The organism is Clostridium sp. C105KSO13 (assembly GCF_001517425.1).
GTDB lineage: Bacteria > Bacillota > Clostridia > Lachnospirales > Lachnospiraceae > Muricomes.
In genome coordinates, this window is the sequence record NZ_FBWL01000166.1 from 18,889 (window position 1) to 33,274 (window position 14,386).

General features: G+C 42.7%; 16 protein-coding genes. All 16 read left to right on the forward strand.

Annotation, left to right across the window (positions count from 1 at the left end; translation table 11 throughout):
• The first annotated feature begins 39 nt into the window (after window positions 1–39).
• The 16 genes from BN3456_RS09225 to BN3456_RS09300 all read left to right on the forward strand — a co-directional run bounded on the left by BN3456_RS09225 (window position 40) and on the right by BN3456_RS09300 (window position 14,337).
• Window positions 40–1,968: a glycosyl hydrolase family 18 protein gene (locus tag BN3456_RS09225; RefSeq protein WP_089983849.1), complete on the forward strand. Its 1,929-nt coding sequence runs from the start codon at window positions 40–42 to the stop codon at window positions 1,966–1,968.
• 122 nt (window positions 1,969–2,090) lie between these two features.
• Window positions 2,091–2,801 carry an N-acetylmuramoyl-L-alanine amidase gene (locus BN3456_RS09230; protein WP_242862849.1) on the forward strand — a complete coding sequence of 237 codons (711 nt, stop codon included), beginning with the start codon at window positions 2,091–2,093 and terminating at the stop codon, window positions 2,799–2,801.
• Window positions 2,802–2,866: 65 nt separating this feature from the next.
• Window positions 2,867–4,393 carry an L-threonylcarbamoyladenylate synthase gene (locus tag BN3456_RS09235; RefSeq protein ID WP_089983850.1) on the forward strand — a complete coding sequence of 509 codons (1,527 nt, stop codon included), beginning with the start codon at window positions 2,867–2,869 and terminating at the stop codon, window positions 4,391–4,393.
• Window positions 4,393–5,022: a uracil phosphoribosyltransferase gene (gene upp, locus BN3456_RS09240; RefSeq protein WP_089983851.1), complete on the forward strand. Its 630-nt coding sequence runs from the start codon at window positions 4,393–4,395 to the stop codon at window positions 5,020–5,022. The genes BN3456_RS09235 and upp overlap by 1 nt, the downstream gene beginning before the upstream one ends.
• A 21-nt stretch (window positions 5,023–5,043) precedes the next feature.
• On the forward strand, window positions 5,044–5,532 hold the full coding sequence (locus BN3456_RS09245) for a deoxycytidylate deaminase (protein ID WP_089983852.1): 489 nt from the start codon (window positions 5,044–5,046) through the stop codon (window positions 5,530–5,532).
• Between the two features lie 69 nt (window positions 5,533–5,601).
• Complete coding sequence (locus BN3456_RS09250) at window positions 5,602–5,817, forward strand: pro-sigmaK processing inhibitor BofA family protein (protein WP_347458034.1); 216 nt, start codon at window positions 5,602–5,604, stop codon at window positions 5,815–5,817.
• Window positions 5,818–6,067: 250 nt separating this feature from the next.
• Window positions 6,068–7,000, forward strand: coding sequence for a hypothetical protein (locus BN3456_RS09255; RefSeq protein WP_089983854.1), 933 nt, complete (start codon window positions 6,068–6,070; stop codon window positions 6,998–7,000).
• 14 nt (window positions 7,001–7,014) lie between these two features.
• On the forward strand, window positions 7,015–8,208 hold the full coding sequence (locus BN3456_RS09260) for a CpaF family protein (protein ID WP_347458035.1): 1,194 nt from the start codon (window positions 7,015–7,017) through the stop codon (window positions 8,206–8,208).
• A gap of 43 nt (window positions 8,209–8,251) precedes the next feature.
• Entirely contained in the window at window positions 8,252–8,914 is a 663-nt protein-coding gene (locus BN3456_RS09265; protein WP_089983856.1) for a type II secretion system F family protein, read from the forward strand.
• Window positions 8,915–8,916: 2 nt separating this feature from the next.
• Complete coding sequence (locus tag BN3456_RS09270; RefSeq protein ID WP_089983857.1) at window positions 8,917–10,149, forward strand: type II secretion system F family protein; 1,233 nt, start codon at window positions 8,917–8,919, stop codon at window positions 10,147–10,149.
• A 34-nt stretch (window positions 10,150–10,183) separates the two neighbouring features.
• Entirely contained in the window at window positions 10,184–10,384 is a 201-nt protein-coding gene (locus BN3456_RS09275; protein ID WP_089983858.1) for a Flp1 family type IVb pilin, read from the forward strand.
• 121 nt (window positions 10,385–10,505) lie between these two features.
• Window positions 10,506–11,753, forward strand: a complete 1,248-nt coding sequence (locus BN3456_RS09280; protein ID WP_242862850.1) for a DUF5702 domain-containing protein — start codon at window positions 10,506–10,508, stop codon at window positions 11,751–11,753.
• A 98-nt stretch (window positions 11,754–11,851) separates the two neighbouring features.
• On the forward strand, window positions 11,852–12,649 hold the full coding sequence (locus tag BN3456_RS09285; protein ID WP_089983860.1) for a hypothetical protein: 798 nt from the start codon (window positions 11,852–11,854) through the stop codon (window positions 12,647–12,649).
• Between the two features lie 23 nt (window positions 12,650–12,672).
• Entirely contained in the window at window positions 12,673–13,110 is a 438-nt protein-coding gene (locus tag BN3456_RS09290) for a prepilin peptidase (protein WP_176699161.1), read from the forward strand.
• A gap of 49 nt (window positions 13,111–13,159) precedes the next feature.
• Window positions 13,160–13,567, forward strand: a complete 408-nt coding sequence (locus BN3456_RS09295) for a TadE family protein (protein ID WP_089983862.1) — start codon at window positions 13,160–13,162, stop codon at window positions 13,565–13,567.
• The gene (locus tag BN3456_RS09300) at window positions 13,564–14,337 is read left to right on the forward strand and encodes a DUF6382 domain-containing protein (RefSeq protein WP_089983863.1); all 774 of its coding nucleotides are present in this window, start codon (window positions 13,564–13,566) and stop codon (window positions 14,335–14,337) included. The genes BN3456_RS09295 and BN3456_RS09300 overlap by 4 nt, the downstream gene beginning before the upstream one ends.
• The last annotated feature ends 49 nt before the right edge of the window (window positions 14,338–14,386 follow it).

The window sequence follows — 14,386 nt, forward strand, 5'->3', positions numbered from 1 at the left end:
TAAGGTATGATATAATAGGCTCTACATAGGAGGTACGGCATGGACGAAAGAGAAAAGAAAGCCGAATATGCCCGAAAAGCATTCCAGCAGAATGCACAAAAAAGACGCCCAGGCTGCAGTGACCAGAGACCGGGAAGCTTTAGGCCGGGTAGTCCAGGATTAAATGGCCAAAGGCCACGAAAAAAGAGCAGCCGGGCAAGGCGGAGAAGACGTAATTTGATTATAAGAACATTTATTTTTATTGTTCTGATTATTATTGTAGTTATGGGGTTATTAATCTGGAAAAAATACGGCTCATCAAAAGAGAAGGTAGATTTGAAAGAATATTATGGTATACAGAATAGCGATGACCTCGCAGTAGTAGTAGATGATCGGATTATGAGCGATGGTGAAGCTGCCTCTGCAGGCGGCAAGCTGTTTGACGGCGTCCCTTATATAGAATATTCCGTCGTTCGTGATTATATCAATGAAAGATTCTATTGGGATTCTAATGAAAATGTCCTGCTGTACACATTGCCGGATGGCAGTGTTTCTGTGAATGTCGGAAGTAACGAGTATACAGATGTAAAAGAAAAAAAGAGTGAGGACTATGTAATTTTAAAGACAGAAGGCAAGACTGCGTATATCGCACTTTCGTTTATAAAGCAATACACAGATATGGAGTACTCCGTAGAGAATAATCCTATATCTAGAGCTGTAATCGAATGCGACTGGAGTGAAAAAGAAGTATCTACACTCAGAAGAGATACTAAGGTCAGGTATCAAGGCGGTGTAAAGAGCCCTATTTTGACGGAGGTCAGTAAATCAGATAAGGTATGGATACTTGAGGACGAGAATGACTGGATGAAGATTCGTACAAGCGACGGGTTCATCGGTTATGTCAAGACAAATTCACTCAAGAAAGTTACCAAAGAAGTGGTGAGCAGAGATTTCAAAGAACCTGAGTACACCAACATATCAGTAGATCATACCATCAACATGGCATGGCATAATGTAGAAAATGATACGGCTAACAGCTATATTCTTGAGATGATAGCCAATACAAAAGGGCTTACAACAATAGCACCTACATGGTTCAACATTTCCGATACGGATGGGAATATTTCATCTCTTGCTAATTCCGAGTATGTGAACTATGCGCACAAATCTAATATTGATGTGTGGGCTACGCTTCGAGATTTTCACGGAGGGATTAACTCCTACGATGAAACATATGAAGTGCTCAGTTATACTTCAAAGAGAGAAAATTTGATTAATCAGGTTATCGCAGCGGCCCTTCAAAACAATATTGACGGAATTAATCTGGACTTTGAGCTGGTTTCCGAGGAATGTGGAGAACATTTTATTCAATTTGTGCGTGAGCTATCGGTAAAATGCAGACAAAATGCTCTTGTTTTCACCGTTGATAATTATGTACCAATGCCATATAACAAGCAATATCATTTAACGGAACAAGGGAAGGTTGCCGATTATGTCATTATTATGGCCTATGATGAACATACGGAAAGTTCCTATGAGGCCGGTTCCGTTTCGTCCTATAATTATGTAAAAGACGGAATTAAAAATGCGCTGAAGGCTGTTCCGGCAACAAAGCTTGTGGGTGCCATACCTTTCTATACACGGCTGTGGGAAGAGACTCCAAAGACCGAGGAAGAGTTGGCAGAGCAAGCGGGCACCGAGGCGGCAGGTTATCCAAATAAGGTAACAAGCAGAGCCGTCGGCATGGACGAGGCAAAAGAATTGCTCGGCTCAGCAGGAGTAAATGCTGAGTGGGATAATAAGACAAAGCAGAACTATGCTCAGTGGGAAGCTGACAGCACAATCTATAAGATATGGCTGGAAGACAGTGAGTCAATAGAAGAAAAACTAAAACTGATTAAGAGCAACAAGCTTGCAGGAGCTGCTGAATGGAGACTCGGCTGGGAGAATCCCGAGATATGGAATCTCATCATCCAATATGTGAACTAGACGCAAGAAACATCCTTTTTCCGCATATATATAGGAAGAATGCATACCTATTGAATGGTTAACTTCCACTAAGTAAGCGATTGAACATAGTGTTCAATAAGAAAAGGAAAGGGGATGTTTTTTTGCGCCGTAAATTCGGGATACTGGGACTGCTTGTACTACTTGTATGTGCTGTAATTGGGAGCCAGAGGGCAGGTGAATACCTTTATAGGAATTATATTAACCGTGATACAAAAGAAACGGCGGCATCAGGCACAAAGGAGAAGCAGGTCATCATAATTGACCCGGGACACGGAGGGAGAGACCCCGGAAAAGTCGGGGTAACCAAAACCCAGGAAAAGGACTTGAACCTACAGATATCGCTTAAGGTAAAAACCATGCTTGAAAAGCAGGGTATTAAGGTCATTATGACTCGTGAAGATGACAATGGCCTTGGGGATTCAAAGGTGGAGGATATGAAAAAAAGGGTTTCTATTATCAATAATGAGAAACCTGTTCTGGCAGTAAGCATACATCAGAACAGTTATCATGAAGAAAGCATACATGGAGCCCAGGTGTTTTACTTCACCCATTCCAGCGAAGGAGAGAAGCTGGCAAAGATTATGCAGGAAGCCCTGCTCGACGCAGATCCGGATAATACAAGGCAGGCTAAGGCAAATGATACATACTATATGCTGAAAAAGACAGATGCACCGGTTATTATTGTAGAATGCGGATTTCTGAGCAACAGGTCAGAAGCGGAAAAACTTGACGACGAGGAATATCAAAATGCTCTCACCAAGGCAATCTGTAATGGAATTCAAAACTGCCTGTCACAGCAAAAGGATTCGTAATACGCAGAACGTAATTTTTACAAAGAGAGTTTTTTTTTGGGATAAATAATGGTATAATAAAAATTATGAAAACGATAATAAGAAAGATAGATAAAAATCAGATAGATGAAAAGGTAATAGAGGAAGCAGGAGAGGTATTGAAAGAGGGCGGTCTTGTTGCTTTTCCCACAGAAACGGTCTATGGACTGGGAGCGAATGCTCTGGATGAGGAGGCGGCAAAGAAGACTTATGCAGCAAAGGGGCGCCCTTCGGATAACCCTCTCATAGTGCATATTGCAGATGTACAGGCGCTGGATGAAATAGCAGTAAATATACCAGAGGAGACAGAGGAACTGACGTTTCGTTTTTGGCCGGGGCCCTTGACTATGATTTTTGAAAAAAGTAAAAGTGTCCCTTACGGAACGACGGGCGGGCTGGAGACTGTAGCTGTGCGCATGCCCAGCGACCCTATAGCAAGAGAACTAATACTGGCGGCGGGGGGATATGTTTCTGCCCCCAGTGCCAATACATCTGGCCGGCCAAGTCCCACAACGGCACAACATGTGGAGGCAGATCTGGGTGGAAAGATTGATATGATATTGGATGGCGGAAGTGTTGACATAGGGCTTGAATCTACTATTGTTGATATGACTGTTGTTCCGCCTATGATACTGCGCCCGGGCGCGATTACAGTGGACATGCTGGAGACGGTCATCGGACCTGTCAGTGTGGATGAGACTATTTATGGAAGCGAAAGCATGCAGCATCCAAAGGCTCCCGGTATGAAATATCGTCATTATGCGCCAAAAGCTAAAATGATGATTGTGGAGGGCACTCTGCGAGAGGAGGTTCTTGCAATACAGCAATTGGCCTATGCTGCCTGCCGTGAGGGAAAGAATGCAGGTATCATTGCAACAAACGAGACATTTGTGTATTACACTCACGGAATTGTTAAGAATATCGGAACCCGCGATAACGATAAGACAATTGCAAGAAATCTTTATGCAGTGCTTCGGGAGTTTGATGAGGAGGATGTTCAGGAGATATATAGTGAATCCTTTGTGACCCAGGGTATCGGCAGTGCAATCATGAATCGACTCGAGAAGGCCGCCGGGCATTTGAGGATTCCTGCGTCTGTGATTGTCAGGCAGCAGCAATATCGCCGGATTCTTTTCCTGAGCAATACAGATACAAGCAGAGGCCCAATGGCGGCGGAACTTCTGAGGAATCAAGATCTGGAGCAGGAGTATGACATAGTTTCCAGGGGGCTTGTGGTACTTTTTCCAGAGCCTGTGAACCAAAAAGTGGAAGCGATATTAAAAAGCAGTCAGATGAGCCTGAAAGAGTACTTTTCTATAGCCCTTTCGGATGATGACCTGGATGAGGACACATTGATTCTCACGATGGATGAAAGTCAGAAGTGGAAAATTGTCTCTGAATATGATAATATAAAAAACGTTTATACATTAAATGAGTTTACAGAAGACGATACTGAGATACCGAATCCATACGGGCAGCCATTGACAGCATATGGAGAATGCTATGAAATAATTTGCGGGTTAATAAAAAAATTAACAAATAAACTTAATTCATTTACTAGAGGAGGAAAATGATGTCAGTAGTACACATTATGGATCATCCATTGATTCAGCACAAAATCAGCTACATCCGAAGCGAGGAGGTTGGAACAAAAGAATTTCGCGAAGTAGTAGGAGAAATTGCGGGTTTGATGTGTTTTGAGGCAACAAGAGACCTGAAGCTGCAGGATGTGAAGATTAAGACGCCGATATGCGAGACGATCGGGAGGGAACTGACCGGAAAGAAACTTGCGGTAGTACCTATTTTAAGAGCAGGGCTTGGAATGGTGGATGGAATGTTATCCCTCATACCTGCCGCGAAGGTAGGACATATAGGACTTTACCGTGATCCGGATACATTTGAACCAGTAGAATATTACTGCAAGCTTCCGGCGGACTGCGATGAGAGAGAGGTATTTGTGGTAGATCCTATGCTGGCAACAGGCGGCTCCAGCACGGCTGCGATACAGATGCTGAAAGAAAAGGGCGTGAAGAGAATACGTTTTCTATGCATTATTGCAGCACCGGAAGGTGTAGAAAGAATGAAGAAAGAACATCCGGACGTAGACCTTTATATTGGTGCCCTTGATGAACGCCTCGATGATCACAAGTATATCATTCCTGGTCTTGGTGATGCCGGCGACCGTATTTTTGGGACAAAATAGACATAAAGGAGGCCGGTGCATATGTCAGGCAAAAGAGAGGACTATTTGTCTTGGGATGAGTACTTTATGGGAGTTGCAAAGTTGTCAGGGATGCGCTCCAAGGATCCAAACACCCAGGTGGGTTGCTGTATAGTGAGTCAGGATAATAAAATATTATCTATGGGATACAATGGCTTTCCGATTGGATGCTCAGACGATGAATTCCCCTGGGACAGAGAAGGGGGCGATCCACTGGAGACCAAGTATGTGTATTCCACTCACAGCGAGTTGAATGCTATTTTGAATTATAACGGGGGAAGCCTTGCCGGAGCTAAGCTCTATGTCTCCCTGTTTCCCTGCAACGAATGTGCAAAGGCGATTATTCAGGCAGGGATTAAAGAAGTTATATTCGAATGTGACAAATATGCGGAGACAGCTTCTGTTATGGCGTCAAAAAAAATGATGGATGCATCGGGTGTCCGATATCATCGCTATCATAAAACAAACAGGGAAATACAGATACAACTGTAAATATAATAGAGAAGGCGAATATTCCTGCACCAATTCGAATAGGATATCATATAGGCAGATTGGAGGAATATGACTATGGAAAATAAGCTGGCATCAACGGTTGTAAATTTTATCGTCCGTGCTGTTATTGGAATGGGGCTGATTTATCTAATTAATCAGTATTTACTCCATGGTAATAATACACTTAGCGTCGGCTTGAATTTGGTATCCTTTTTGACGACGGGAAGTCTTGGAATTCCAGGAGTCTGTCTTCTCTATGGTATTTTGATTTACCAAAGTTTGTGAGGTTTTTACAAAAAAGTGCAAATTTAGAAATGGGTATAGACATTTCTGTAATCTATATTTATAATACGATTTACACAGTAGTTATTCAGACTGCTGTTTCATTCAGGTACTGTTCCTAGTACCGAATGTTTCTTGGGTTGGATTGTCACTTTAAATCTGACCGTCATTATTAAATCGCGCTGCAGGTTCGCAGCAATATTTTCAGAACAATTACCAGATTTTTATTTTAAAAACGAATAGGAGGGATAGGTTGCATCCAAAAAATTTTGTGATCTGCGATACGGAGTCGGAATATGCTAAAAATCTTATGAGGGCTATAGATAAGCATGGAGAATTGGGGGTTCAGATGCATTTGTTTCAGGATCTGGAACAACTTAAGGAGTTTTCAAAGCAAAAGGCTATCCATATTATGGTCATTGACGAAGACTACCCGGCACAGGAGAGGCAGCAGATTGAGGCAGACAGACGTTATATACTTGTGAAAGGGGATGAGAGAGATCTGCTGCCCGGAGAAAAGGCAATATACAAGTATCAGTCCTCCGACATGATTTTGGGCAGCATTCAGGAAGGCACGATGATTATCAGTGAGGAGCCGTTAAGTAAAAAAGCTAATACCGCTGAAAGGCAGCTTATAGGAATTTATTCCCCCATCCACAGAATAGGAAAAACGAGACTTGCCATGGATCTGGGAAGAGGCTTTGCTAAGAATGGGCCGGTGTTATATCTGAACCTGGAGGAGTACTCAGGGTGCAGTTACTATTTTCCAGATAATGAGGAAGCAGATTTGGGAGATCTTTTGTATTACATTCGTCAGGAGTCAGGGAACATAGGATTGAGAATCAGTGCAATTGCCGGACAGATTGATGGCATGGATTATATTCCACCTATGCCTGTAATACAGGATTTGAGGTCTGTGAGGGAGGAAGAGTGGATAAATCTTTTTGAAAAAGTATTTCAAAATTGTATTTACAAAACAGTTATTCTTGACCTGGGGGACGGCATTGATGGGCTGTATGAGATCTTGAGAAGGTGCTACACCGTCTATACACCGTATATTGAGGATCCGGTTTCTCAGGCAAAGCTTAAGCAGTATGTTAGGAATTTGAGGCAGACCGGATATGAAGATGTATTGGAACATACGATACAAAAGAAGATTGAAGTAAGGGCAGGTGAAAGTATATAAACAGGCTGGAAGAAATGTATGATAAAGTACTGCAGCAAATGGATATGGAGCATGAGATGGAGGACGAGGAACTCCTGGAGCTTATACATGTGGTATTAAGCCAAGCCGGAGAAGAAAAATATATGCCTCTCCGGGATAAGATACGCTTGAGTAAGGAACTGTTCAATGCTTTTAGAAAGCTTGATATACTGCAGGACTTAATTGAGGATGAAGATATTACAGAAATCATGATAAATGGGACTGACAATATATTTCTTGAGAAAGACGGGCGGGTTTATCAATCGGACAAGCGTTTCCTGTCGGCGGCCAGACTGGAGGATGTAATACAGCAGATAGTGGCGGGAACGAACCGTTATGTCAATGAATCATCACCTATTGCAGATGCCAGGCTGGAGGACGGTTCCCGGGTGAATGTAGTACTAAAGCCTGTGGCATTGAATGGTCCTATTATGACAATCAGAAAATTCCCCCGAGAAAAAGTAACGATGGAACAGTTGATTTCATGGGGGAGCATAAGCACTGAAGCGGCGGAGTTTTTAAAGGTGTTAGTCTGCGCCAGATACAATATTTTTGTCAGTGGTGGAACAGGTGCAGGAAAGACAACATTTTTAAATGCCCTGTCTGATTATATTCCAAAGGATGAACGGCTGATTACCATTGAGGATAACGCAGAACTTCAGATAAAAGAGGTACCCAACCTGGTTAGGCTTGAGACAAGGAATGCAAACCTGGAGGGAGAAGGTGCCGTGACTATCCGCGATTTAATCAAATCGGCGCTTAGGATGAGGCCTGACAGGATTCTAGTGGGGGAGGTAAGAGGTGAGGAAACCGTGGATATGATATCTTCTGCAATGCTCAACGGACACAGTGGCTCTATGTCTACGGGGCATGCCAACAACCCGACAGACATGCTGCACCGGCTGGAGACTCTGATGATGATGGGAATAGATATGCCCCTTGCCGCTATCCAGAGACAGGTTGCATCGGCAATTGATATTATTATCCATCTGGGACGCATAAGAGACAAAACCAGAAAGGTGTTGGAGATAGCGGAGGTGGTGGGATATGAGGACGGAAAGGTCCAGACACAGACACTATATGAATTTAGAGAGGAGGGGACAGAGAATGGAAAAATCCAGGGAAAGCTTATGAAAGTGGAAGAACTGGTTCACAGGGAAAAGCTGCTGGCAGCAGGATATACGACCTGAGGAATATGCGTTTGCAATTACAAAAGGAGCAGCACTGACGGGAATGGTGGCATATTTGTTTTATGATACATGGGTGGCGGTACTGCTGCTCCTGCCTGCTCTTTGTTATTATCTGCAGGCTTGGCAGAGAACCAGGTGCAAAGCAAAGGAAGAAGAATTTAGGGAACAGTTTAAAGAAAGCATACAGGCATTGGCATCAGCCTTAAATGTCGGATACTCTGTGGAAAATGCGATACGTGAGACCGCAAAGGATATAAAGCCTCTTTTCAGGAAGGATGCAAGAATCAGAAAAGAATTATCAAGAATGATTCATCAGCTTGATGTGAATCAAACGGTGGAACAGGTAATGACTGAATTTGCGGACAGGGTCAATCAGGAGGATGTCCGCAATTTTGTCACAGTCTTTGTGGCAGCCAGGCACACAGGCGGTGACAGTATTACAATTATCAGAAATGCTGTTAGAGACATCAGTGATAAGATTGAAGTGGAGAAAGAGATACAGACATTGCTGGCAGCGAAGAAACTGGAGTTTAAAATTATGTGTGTTATTCCATTTGGAATTTTACTATATATGCGTCTTGCATTCCCTGAATTTATGGAGGTGCTTTATGGAAATCTTCTGGGCGCAGGATTGATGACCTGCTGCCTGGGCGTTTACGGGACAGCTTACAAGCTGGGAAAAAGCATGGTAGAAATCGAGGTATAAGTTTGAATAAGTGGAGTTCTGTATATGGGAAAATGGGTGTGGTATTTTTATCGGTAAGTGTGCTGGCGATGCTGGTATTTTTTGCAGATAAAAATAATGTACCGGAGAAGAACAAGGACGGAAAATATTTTCTGGAACGAAGCCCCTATGGGGCGGGAGATAAAAATGTAGATTTGGAAGTCCGAGTGGGGAAAGAACTGGAACCTTTTACAGTGACAGTGGGGGAACAACAGTATAGCGAAGAAAAGCTTCCTGAAATTTTCAAGAAAGAGGCAGCCCGTTTAGAGAAATTAATACTGGGAGAAAACACCAGTTTAGATGAGGTCAGATATGATTTGAACTTGGTGGACAAGATTCCGGGTTCCGGTATTACTGTTGCCTGGGAAACCAACAATTATGATGTAATAAATATCATGGGTGAGCTTAAGAGGGAACATTTAAAGGAGGAGGGAACACCGGTTGAACTTCGTGCTCTGCTCTCCTGCAGAGAAGAGGAGGCAGTACATGTCTTTTATGTTAATATTTATCCACCCAAATTAAATGCAAAGGAGAAAGATCTTCAAAACCTGAATCGGCAGATTAAGAAACAGGAGGAAAACACCAGAGAGGATGCATATCTTATTCTTCCTGACAAATTAGACCAAAGACCGATTGAGTGGCGGTATGCGGGGGATTCCCGCGCTTTGGGATTGTTTATTTTAGGAATTGTTGCATCCGGAGCCATTTATGCTTTAGAGCATCAAAAAGGAAAGCAAAGAAAAGAGGCCAGAAAAAAGCAGTTGGAATGTGATTACCCTCAGCTAATCACCCAGTTTACCCTTTTCCTCGGAGCAGGCATGACGGTGCGTAAAGCCTGGTCCAAAATGGTGCAGGAGTATGAAAAACGAAAGGGGGAAAAGGAGGTTCAAACGGCTTATGAAGAAATGTTGTATACCATGCATGAGATACTGGGAGGCGTTTCAGAGGGCGAATGTTATGAAAGATTTGGCGCCAGGTGCCAACTGCCATCCTACCGTAAATTTGGTGCTCTTTTATCTCAAAACCTAAGAAAAGGAACAAAAGGAATGAGTGATTTGCTTAGAAGAGAGGCGGTAGATGCATTGGAAGAACGGAAAAAACAGGCACGCAAAAAGGGAGAAGAAGCAGGTACAAAATTGCTGGTACCCATGTTTATGATGCTGGCAATCGTATTGATAATTATCGTTGTGCCTGCATTTTTAACTATACAGATTTAGATTGCAGAGAGGTAAAAGGAGGAACAAAGAACATATGAAGAATTTTAGAAATAAAATAAGACAAAAATTAATTTATGCAGGATATTTATTAAGAGACGATGCAGGGCTTTCAGTTGTCGAGATGATTCTAATATTAGTTGTAATTATTGCCCTCATCCTGATATTTAAAACGCAGTTAATAAGCCTGGTGAACTCCATCTTTGAGAAAATTACCAGTGAGAGCGCGGGCATTTAATTTGCAGCGGGGGGAAATTACAGCCTTTCTCAGTCTCATCTTTGTCCTTCTCATTTCCTTTATTGCGGCGATGCTTGAAGGTACAATAGTACAAGTGTCAAAAAACCAGAAGAGGCTGGCGGTGGACAGCGCAATATTTTCTATATTTGGTGAATACCAAAAGGAGCTGTTGAAGAATTATGAAATTTTGGCTATTGACAGCAGCTACGGGACGGACTCTCCCAATGAGCAGAATCTGCTGGATCATATGTACTATTACGGTACCACTGGGATGGAACATAATATTCTGGGTATTCAATATTTATCTGATAATAAAGGATGCGCCTTCAGAGAGCAGGTGCTGGAATATATGGAAGAAACTTATGGAATTTCAGCCGTCCGTGAACTGACAGGAAAAACCGGTATTTGGGAAGAACTTAAGCAGCAGGGGGAAGAAGCCAGTCAGAGGGATGAAATTGTGAACAGGGAGCTGGATGATTTTATTAATGAAAATGAAATTATACTTCCTGAGGAGGACAACCCTCTCCCCCATGTGGAGGCGCTAAAACATTCTAGCATTCTGGAACTGGTGCTCCCAAAAGACTTCCAGTTGTCTGCACGGGCGATTATCCCCGAAGAACAGGCCGGCAGCAGAGGCTTAAGAAGTGGAAGAGGAACCTTTTATATACGGCAGGGCATGAATGGCATAGAAGAGCGATTACTGTTTCAGGAATATCTTTTAAAGAAGTTTAGCAGTGCAGCGGATGTAAAGGGAAGAAACAGAAACCTTTCCTATGAGCTGGAGTATATGATAGGCGGAAAAGCTTCAGATACAGAAAATCTGGAAATGGTAATAAAAAAACTGCTTACAATCCGCTTTGGCATAAACTATTTATATCTGCAGTCTGATGCAGCAAAGCAAGCGGAAGCGGAAGCATTAGCTTTAACGCTGTCAACACTGGCAGGTCTGCCGGCAGTATCGGCGGCTGTAAAACAGGCTCTGCTGGCAGCATGGGCTTTCGGGGAGAGTATGCTGGATTTACGCAGCCTCCTGTCAGGCAAAAGAGCCGCCTTGATAAAAAATACTGAAAACTGGCAGTTATCCCTTTCTTCTTTGATGACGCTGGGCACTGGAGAAGATATGCAGGAAGGGATGGATGCAGAGGGAGGAATTACTTACAGGGACTACCTAAGAGTTCTTCTATTTTTAGAAAATGAGGACAAGCTGACGGTAAAGGCGTTGGAACGGATCGAGCAGAATATGAGAACTGAGGTAAAGGAAGAGGCATTTTGTGTGGATACCTGTGTGGTGAAGCTGAGGCTGCAAAACAAGGCCGAGATTCGAAGGGGCCTCACATATCAGTTCCCGGTATACTTTGGTTACGAATAGTGGCCGGAAAACCTATTGAGCCCAATACAGATGCTCTTTCTTCTAATCCTGTCAGTTGTCCCTTCCGACAGGAAAATATTTAGAAAGGAAAAACTGCGATGTCACAATCAAATAAAACCCCATCCAACTCAAATAAAGAAAGGGCATCTGTATTGGGCTCAAAAGCGAGTGTAACTGTAGAAGCGGCGCTGGTTATACCGATTTTCCTGTTTGCTGTTCTAAGTTTAGTTTATTTGTTGGAAATACAGGCTATACGGACCAGCATTCAGCAGGGGATGCAATGTGCGGCAAAGAAAGCAGCGGAGGAGGCGGTAAGGCTTCCGGCGGTAAATGTCCTAAAGTTTGAACAAGATGTTGTAAAATCGGTGGGAGCCGGCAGAATGGATAAAAGTATACTCTTGGGAGGCAGTTCGGGACTTAACTGTGCCAAAACATATATGTCCCCCTGGAGTGGTGAGATTTGTGCCATCGCAGAATATTCAATTCGTCTTCCGTTTCCGGAGTTTACGAATCTCACAGCAAAGTTCCGGGATGAAATGAAGGTGAAAGCATGGACCGGATATTCAAAGAAAGACGGAAACCAAGAGGATGAACAAATTGTATATATGACAGACACTGCATTAGTCTATCATGAGGATTATCAATGTACTTATTTGCAGCTGTCTATTCAATTTGTTCCCTACAGTGAGCTTTCGGGTATGCGCAATGAGGGCGGAGGGAAATATCATAAATGTGAAAAGTGTGTTCATGGAGACAGTTTTGCAGGTGTATATATTACTACTACGGGCAGGAAATATCATAACTCATTAAGCTGCAGTGGGTTAAAGCGGACGATATATGCTGTGAAGAAGTCGGAAACTGGAATGAGAGCTGGCTGCAGCAGATGTTCGAAATAAATGGAATAAACATAGGAGGAGATATGGGGATAACCGAGGTGACCCAGATAGCATATGGAATGTATCTGGCTATACTTTCTATTATGGATATACGAGTACAGAGAGTGCCGGTTTTGCTGGTGGCAGTGGGAGGCACTGCTGCTGCCGCAGTGAGAATATGCCGGCAAGAAGTACCGTTGGTCTTAGCATTGGGAGGTGCAGCCATAGGTGTAATGTTTTTGGTTGTCAGCAGGGGGACAAGGGAAGCCTTCGGGTATGGTGACAGTCTGGTTATTCTGGCAATGGGGCTTTTTCTTGGTTTTTGGAATCTGCTGGTTGTATTAACTTGTGCGTTTTTATTATCTTCTCTCTTTGCGGCAGCATCTCTGCTATATAAAGGGATGAATAAAAAAGTAAGTTATCCTTTTCTGCCCTTTTTACTGATATCTTACTGTATTTGGTTTTGGTCCGGAGGGAGTTGATATATTGAAAATAACCAAAAGAGGTATAAGAAGGAACATAAGTACAAGTATGAAAGCGAGCATCACAGTAGAGATGGCTTATGTTCTGCCCATAGCGATACTGATGTTTTTGCTGATTATTTATAGCGTGTTTTATTATCATGATAAGAATATTCTAATTGGCGCTGCAGGGGAAACAGCGGTATTAGGGGCACAGACGGCAAGGCAGGAGGACGGCAATAAAACAGACCTTCAAAACTTTTACAGAGAGAGGGTAAAAGGAAAGCTGATTTTCCTTCGTTTGACTAGAATTGAAGTCAATAAAAGCAAAAAGGACATTGAGGTTGCAGTCCAGGCAGGAAAAAAGCGGATGCGTGTTTCTACGATACAAAAGGCTGTCATTCCCAAACCGGAGAAAGCTATTAGAAAGAAGAGACGGTTGGAGTCTTTGATGGAACAGGAGAATGGAAGAGAATGAAAACAGGGTATGAAAAGGAATTAAATAGGGTATTTCTGCATGTTGATTTATCGAAAATTTATGAAGAAGATTACCAGATACACATGATGAAGGAGAACAAAATTCCCGGGCTGCTGGAAGTAACGGGCTGTGGGTTGAATGGAAAAAGCAGATATAGTTATATGGTAACCGGAATGGTATCAATGAAAACAATGTTCGAAACTTCTGCGATCCAAAAGGATGATATGTTAAGATTCGTAAATCGTCTGATAGAGGTTATAAATATTTTGGAAAGGTATATGCTGAATCCAGATGGACTGTTACTATACCCGGAATTTGTGTTCTTCGGAGATAATAATTGGTTTTTCTGTTATCTTCCGGGAAGAAAGAGGCCTATAGGAGAAGCGTTCCATATTATGACGGAATACTTTGTTAAGAAATTAGATTATGAAGAAATAGAGGGAATTCTGCTGGCATATGAGCTCCATAAAGCTACTTTGCAGGAAAACTATGATTTGGAAAAGATAATGAGTGATTATAGGATTCACGAGAAAAAAAGACAGGGAAGTGAAGCTCCCGGGATAAATGAGGAAGCGAAAGAGGAACAGGAGGAATTTCCTGAGGATAATATATTCTCCATAAATGAAGAAGAATATGAACCATCGGGGGATTCAGAAACTATCCGAGAAATAGGCGGCTGGCGAAACTTTCGAAGAAGGGCGGCCGCAAGGTCTAAAAAGCTGAGATGGGGAAGCTGGAAGGACTTGATAACAGAGGAGGATGCATATTGAACTACTAATGTCTGATATGATATACTTGGATAAGTTACTCATTAAGATA

Bases quoted from the DNA above. Each gene is read 5' to 3' on its own strand.
- BN3456_RS09225 (WP_089983849.1), top strand. From the start codon at position 40: ATGGACGAAAGAGAAAAGAAAGCCGAATATGCCCGAAAAGCATTCCAG.
- BN3456_RS09235 (WP_089983850.1), top strand. From the start codon at position 2,867: ATGAAAACGATAATAAGAAAGATAGATAAAAATCAGATAGATGAAAAG.
- upp (WP_089983851.1), top strand. From the start codon at position 4,393: ATGTCAGTAGTACACATTATGGATCATCCATTGATTCAGCACAAAATC.
- BN3456_RS09245 (WP_089983852.1), top strand. From the start codon at position 5,044: ATGTCAGGCAAAAGAGAGGACTATTTGTCTTGGGATGAGTACTTTATG.
- BN3456_RS09250 (WP_347458034.1), top strand. From the start codon at position 5,602: ATGACTATGGAAAATAAGCTGGCATCAACGGTTGTAAATTTTATCGTC.
- BN3456_RS09260 (WP_347458035.1), top strand. From the start codon at position 7,015: ATGTATGATAAAGTACTGCAGCAAATGGATATGGAGCATGAGATGGAG.
- BN3456_RS09265 (WP_089983856.1), top strand. From the start codon at position 8,252: ATGGTGGCATATTTGTTTTATGATACATGGGTGGCGGTACTGCTGCTC.
- BN3456_RS09275 (WP_089983858.1), top strand. From the start codon at position 10,184: ATGAAGAATTTTAGAAATAAAATAAGACAAAAATTAATTTATGCAGGA.
- BN3456_RS09285 (WP_089983860.1), top strand. From the start codon at position 11,852: ATGTCACAATCAAATAAAACCCCATCCAACTCAAATAAAGAAAGGGCA.
- BN3456_RS09290 (WP_176699161.1), top strand. From the start codon at position 12,673: ATGGGGATAACCGAGGTGACCCAGATAGCATATGGAATGTATCTGGCT.
- BN3456_RS09295 (WP_089983862.1), top strand. From the start codon at position 13,160: ATGAAAGCGAGCATCACAGTAGAGATGGCTTATGTTCTGCCCATAGCG.
- BN3456_RS09300 (WP_089983863.1), top strand. From the start codon at position 13,564: ATGAAAACAGGGTATGAAAAGGAATTAAATAGGGTATTTCTGCATGTT.